A 6000-nucleotide genomic window follows, 5' to 3' on the forward strand; every position below is an offset into this window, starting at 1 on the left:
CACAATGGGATGGCTTTCGAGACGGGGCTGACCGCGCCGTTGCTTGCGGTCTAACTCAAGCCGATTATTCGACTTTTTCAAAGAAAGCTAAGGTTGTTCCTTTTGAGTTGTTCAAAAGGTCATTTCATCTTGTGCTTCAAAAATGCAATCGGCGGGCTAAACGTCAATTGAAGCTTCCCAAAGAATTATGAAATGAAGTGCGTTTCTAAAGGAAGACCAATTGGGGAACTCCTTCATATCCCAGAACCGTGGTACATTCATCGGGTGGATTGGTTTAAAGGCTAACCATAGCCGATTCTTTGATAATAGAAGCCGATGGACTTCATTTGATCGGCATCCAACAAGTTTCCTCCGTCAAACAAGTTAGGCGCATTCATGCTGTCTTTGACTTGACCCAGTCTATTTTAAGAAACATTGGCCACTCTGTGGTGCATTTACGAAGAGAGTAGCCTTGCTCCATCGCTCGCAAGTAGCTCGACCACTTCTTCGGATATTTCGTGCGATGAATCGGCGTAGAGGGCGAGAAAAAGAAACAGGGAGACTGCAAGGTCTGGCCGCCCCGTCTTCCTGTTCGACAATCATCGTGCTTTTTGCCATGTCGATCGTAGTGGATGCTGCTATCGTTGTAAAGGCTTATTTGAAGCGAATAGAAGACGGACTCCCGGAAGCGAAGCGCCCCGGCGCTGTGGGCGTTGCCCATCCAGCCGGCGTCCTCATCGTCATAATTGTTTCTGGCGGACGGTGTTTACGCTCACGCAGCGGTGGACGATTCCGGTGTTTCGCTTTCGCTGTCCTGACTGCAAACAATGATTTAGAAAGTACGATTGGTTGAAACAAAGCATCCTACGTGAATTGGCGAAGACGTAGACGCACCGTGGCGCCAATCGAGAAGGTTTGGATCCGTTGAAGCGAAAGGCTAACAAGCCGCGGTCAAGTATTTCGGGAAAGGGATCGATTGCTATACCGCTTCGGCTTGGACTTGGCCGGAGGGATACGCTTCAAGGCTCTGGCGTAACTTAGCACTTTGCGGGCGATGCTCTTGTCGGCCAAATGCCGGAATATATAAGGGTCGGGATTCGTGTTCAGCTCGATGATCCAAGGGCGAAGTCGGTTGTCCAGGCCAATATCCGCGCCGACCATGTTGAGTCCGGGATACGTGCGGCTGAGAGCTTTGGCGGCGTCATATCCGGCTTTGGAAAGGGTCTTCTCGATTTTGGACAGGTTCTCTCCGGAAGCAAAAGGCCTCAGCAACGTCCGAACTTCCGTCGGTTTGCCGCCGCTATGGTAATTCGTCACGATCTTCCTCGGGTGTGCGACCCGCCCGATTATGCCGGTCATCTCCCAAGCGCGCTTGCGCTTGCGTTGGACCATAACGCGGATATCGAACCGGCGGCCCTTGTATTTCAAGAGATGGATTCCTTCCTGAACCAAATAAGGGCGTTTGCGTTTGTTGCGAACGATAGACTGATACATGGAAGGGAACGAATCGAATACGCGCTTCTTTTCTTTCTTCTGATACGAATAGGAGCCGTTGCCTTGTTCTACGCGCATGACTCCTCTACCGTAAGAGCCCGCTTCCGGTTTGATGTAAACCATGGAATAGCGGCGAAGCATCTCGCGAAGCGATTTTTCGTTCATTCTGCGGGTTTCCGGCACCAGCATGCGGACTTTCGGGTCTTTCAAAATGGCCTTTGTTTTCAGCCATTTGCTTAAAACGTTCTTTCGAGCGGATGTTTTCAAGCTTCGGGCGTAACTCTTTCTTTTGTGAAAAGACAGCGATCGGTAGCGCTGGGCAAGCTTGCCGACGGCAGACCCCGACAGAGCGGATGGGATGGTCGACAGACTTTTGTTAAGCGCGCTTTTGAGTTGAACTTTCCCGGGGTGAACGGAATAAACGTAATTTCCGTACGTCTCAAATTCAGAAAATCCAAACTGCTTTTTTCGGTTGACGCTTTTCAGAATGGCTTTAAACCACTTCGTTCCGTGCCTCGCTTCGATTTTGTTCTTGAGCGACCGCAGCTTCGTTTTGTCGAACAACATGTAGTGCGTCACGAAAGAACGGGGACGTGGGGCTTTTGTTCCGAGTAGCTTGCGATAGGTGACGAAATATTCAGGCTGGCTCCAGTTTCGGTAATAGAACAGTTGCTTGCCGTCGGCGTAGAACCGGTGCGGCCGGATCAACACGGTATCGGCGTCGATAACCAAGAAATGCCTCTGCCTCGCAACGGAACTGCTGCCGAGCTTCAACAGCTGCTGGTATAACCAGCCGGATCTCTCCCATCTTTTGGAACGGTACGCGATCTGTTTTTTTCGCAGGGGGAGAACCGTACTTTCATGAATGAAGGCACAGCCTTTGAGATGGCAGACGGCTTTGATTTTGGGGCTGTCCGGCGCCACGACGAAAATCCGGCCGATGGGATGCCGCACGTATTTTCTTACACCGTCGATTACATAGGGAAGCGTGCCCAAATCTTTGTCGATGGCCGGAATGATGACGTCGATTTTGATATCAGAGTTCGAGGCCAGTGAGAATCCACTCCCTTTCATAGTCGGTTATCATCAGAATATGCTGCGCCGATCGTTTTAGGTTGGGACTGTCGACCCCTTGCTTTCCCGTCGATAGCCATTTTTTCAACCATGGCTCCTCGGATTTAGGGCAGATGAGCAATCCATTGGAAGTCAGGGCGACGATAAGGTCGCTACCCCCGATAATGACCGCCTTCCGGTCATCCACAAATACGAGATTTCGGGCTGCATCCATCAGATTGACCTAAAAATTATCACAATTTACTTTTTTATGTTGATTTTTAGTATTTTTATAAGATATAATCGTAGTGGGTACCCAATTATTGTTGAGTAGGAGGTGAAATCTATGAAAAAGATTGCATTTACTACACCTCAGATTAAAAAGCTTGGTCCCATTGAGAAAATTGTTGGACAAGGCGGTTATATCAGGGCTGATGGTTGGTACTTCACACGATTGCCTTTATAAAATGATTTGACCCGCGCGCAGAGACTCAGGCCTAACTGAGTCTCTGTCTTTCTTAAAGAATCGTAAGGAGAGGGATTGAATTGAATTACTACCAGCAATTAATAACAGGTGAATCAAAGGAATACGTCGTACCTGTTTTTCGATGGATTGACAAAATGAAGATCCTCGCTATAACCTTAACTGCTTTACAAGCATACAAGAAAAAGGGAGCCCGTCATCTACTACATCGTTTGCAAGGGATTTCGCCAATTCGGAAAATTCGTTTCGATAATGCGACTCAGAGTCTACTCTTTGCTCGTAATATATGTGTATTTGCACAGATGATTATTAATTATAAAAACCCGCAAGCCATTTGTTTAGAAAGGGCTTCTGTAATCTGTACAGCATTGAGAAGTATGGGATTACCTGCTCAAGTTATCATCGGACGAAAGGCATCTGCCAACAGTGCCAGTGATTATGACTTCCACGCTTGGGTAGAACTGGATGGCAGCCCGGTGAATGATTTTTTTTCGAATAAGACCCACTTCATGGAGATAGAGCGATTACCCTCGTAGTGGAAAGGGAAGATAGGATATGCATTTAAAAACCAAGGTATGGGGACGGTCTAGATTTTTCTCAAAACCTGAAATGAAATTTAATGGTAATCTCTGGCCGGGTTATAATCAAAAAACGGGTAAACTTGTTCATGAACTGAAACACGGGAATGAAAACGTTATAAATGTAATAGAAGCAATGGTTTTAAACAATCCTGAGGAGCTAAGAGCAATAGAAGGTTCATTTTGCTTCTCACTTCAAAATAGGGACAGCGTTGTGATTTACAAAAGCCTACTCTATAAAAAGTCTATTTATTATCGACTTCATGAACAAGAATTATTCTGGTCCGTCGAACCTAATGATCTTATTTTCAATGAAGAAGAAACAGGACAACGTCTGGTTAACAAGGAACTTTTGTTATTATCATGTATGGGGGAATCCCCACTCCCACACCAAAGTTTCTATCATCCTATTTATCGTCTTCCAGCCGGACACTTACTTATCTTTTCTAAACAAAAGGTAGAGGTGAAAAAGATTGATTTTTTAACGTTGCGTACACCTCAAAAAAGAGGAAGGCTTTTAGATTTTGCTGAAGAAGCTCGCAGATTAGTTGATCGTTCGATTCAATATCAAATGGAAGGAAAAAACAGAGTAGGTGTCTTATTAAGTGGAGGCGTAGATTCTTCCGCTGTGCTTTGTGGCCTAAATAAATTGAATTTTGAGGTGATTGCCTATCATTGGTCGTTTGCAGGTATTCATGCTGCGGATGAAAGCGATTATGCAAATGCTGTTTCTAGTAAACATAAGATAATGCAACGGAATATTGAAGTGGGAGATATGATTAGAACGGCTTCTTATTTTGATACCGATTGGAGTTTTCAAGCTCCTTATAATCACAGTTTTTATAAATTATTTGAAAGAACGAAACAGAAATGCTTGGAAGATGGCGTGAAATATGTAGCCAATGGATATTTAGGGGATGTGTTATTTGGTCCTAATCAAGATGTAACGTTTACATCACTTATCCGATCATTGCCGCTCCAAGAAATTCCAAAATATTTAAAAGAATCTGTGGGAACGGTATGGTATGCCAAAAGAAACGAAACCAAGGATGGAAATCATCCTATGTTACAACGAATACCGTGGTATCAACACTTTTTGAGTGATGAGGCTATGAACCTCATGAAAGAGGCCCATACTTTTATTCCGCCAGCAGCCTCCTTTGAAGAGGAACTAACACGTTGTTCTGATAACGAAACAGATTCCGTTCTGGAACTCGGACTTTTTAACGATGATGTGAATCTAATGTATCCGTTATCCTCAAGAGAGCTATTAGAATTTACGCTGCAATTACCATTAGGTTACCGTATGATTCCAACGGGGGGCCAGTGGGTAGACAAACCCGTATTGCGCCTTGCCTACCGAGATGTACTTCCTAAGGAAATTATTTCAAGAAATCACAGGCAGGTTATCAATGCAATGGAAGAAGTATACGTTTATAAAAACGCATCCCAGGTTTATGATCTTTTAATTCATTCTAAACTTGCTACTGTGGGAATCATAGATACAGAGAAGTTGAGAAGATTAATTCATGATAAATCAAAGCTTACATTATCTGCTTCTGGACTAATCTGTTGTATTATGACTGAACTTTGGCTACGGCAAATAAAAAACAACAAAGGAAAGGAGAATCACTGCAATGTATCAAATGAATACTGCTTTGAGTCAAGAGTTGCACAGATTGGTTTGATGGAAGAACGGCTATGATTGTGGCACATCGGTTAAGTACGATAAAAGATGCTGATCGAATATTGGTATTAGAAAAAGGCACAATCATTGAAAACGGAACACATATAGGAACTTCTTATACGATCGGCACTTTTCCCGTACCTTGCCTTGATAAGCATGAATTTCGTCTAGAATCTCTGAGCCTCCACCTTGCCTTTCGTACGCGGTCGGCCCGCAATACAAGGTCTCACTTTACATCCAAAGTCTGCTGCAAATTGAGCGAACTTGGCGTTCACTTTCCCGGGTGTATGCTCTGTAATAAAAGAACGATCTACACCTAATTCTCCGGCTAACTGACTCTTATTGATCTTCGAATCTCTATTGATTGTGATACACAAGTACAGCAATTTGCAAGGCTTATTGAATTATTTTGGCCGGAGCATGATTTGATGCTTCTTTGGGCTACACCCAAACCGATTCCCACTCATAATATTAAAAAATCCATCTCATATTGCGATAAATATGGAAAGGATTACTTTTAATAAAGATTATCAATTTCAATAAAGGTTTCTCCTTTCTCTATATATCGGATTTTGCATTCCCTAGTGATATGACAAGGGTTATCACGGTTGGTGGAGCTGCATCATAAGGCATGCATTACACAGCATGATGCAAGACGTGGAATCAAGCATGGCATTGATTGCGTCTGAATTAAGTACACCAGCAAATGATCATCTAAACACAAT

Annotated in this window: 4 protein-coding genes and 1 pseudogene; 2 read left to right on the top strand and 3 right to left on the bottom strand. The window is 44.1% G+C overall.

The window, feature by feature from the left end; translation table 11 throughout:
- Positions 1-930: 930 nt before the first annotated feature.
- Together PPOP_RS25470 and PPOP_RS22840 are read right to left on the bottom strand one after the other, a co-directional pair.
- Positions 931-2547, bottom strand: coding sequence for a DUF6492 family protein (locus PPOP_RS25470; protein ID WP_006287336.1), 1617 nt, complete (start codon positions 2545-2547; stop codon positions 931-933).
- Positions 2510-2761, bottom strand: coding sequence for a hypothetical protein (locus PPOP_RS22840; protein WP_006287337.1), 252 nt, complete (start codon positions 2759-2761; stop codon positions 2510-2512). The genes PPOP_RS25470 and PPOP_RS22840 overlap by 38 nt, the downstream gene beginning before the upstream one ends.
- Positions 2762-3072: 311 nt before the next feature.
- Between PPOP_RS22840 and PPOP_RS14795 the strand changes: the two genes are divergently transcribed.
- Both PPOP_RS14795 and PPOP_RS14800 read left to right on the top strand, forming a co-directional pair.
- A complete protein-coding gene (locus PPOP_RS14795) occupies positions 3073-3546 on the top strand; it encodes a lasso peptide biosynthesis B2 protein (RefSeq protein WP_006287339.1) in 474 nt (157 codons plus the stop codon).
- A gap of 409 nt (positions 3547-3955) precedes the next feature.
- On the top strand, positions 3956-5293 hold the full coding sequence (locus PPOP_RS14800; RefSeq protein WP_267879078.1) for an asparagine synthase-related protein: 1338 nt from the start codon (positions 3956-3958) through the stop codon (positions 5291-5293).
- A gap of 123 nt (positions 5294-5416) precedes the next feature.
- Here PPOP_RS14800 and PPOP_RS22125 read toward each other — a convergent pair.
- A pseudogene (locus PPOP_RS22125) lies at positions 5417-5571 on the bottom strand (IS21 family transposase); the annotation flags it as partial.
- Positions 5572-6000: the final 429 nt, after the last annotated feature.

This window comes from Paenibacillus popilliae ATCC 14706 (assembly GCF_000315235.1).
GTDB classification, from domain to species: domain Bacteria; phylum Bacillota; class Bacilli; order Paenibacillales; family Paenibacillaceae; genus Paenibacillus_B; species Paenibacillus_B popilliae.

Coding starts and splice junctions, on each gene's coding strand:
- PPOP_RS25470 (WP_006287336.1), bottom strand. CDS start 2,547: ATGAAAGGGAGTGGATTCTCACTGGCCTCGAACTCTGATATCAAAATC.
- PPOP_RS22840 (WP_006287337.1), bottom strand. CDS start 2,761: ATGGATGCAGCCCGAAATCTCGTATTTGTGGATGACCGGAAGGCGGTC.
- PPOP_RS14800 (WP_267879078.1), top strand. CDS start 3,956: ATGGGGGAATCCCCACTCCCACACCAAAGTTTCTATCATCCTATTTAT.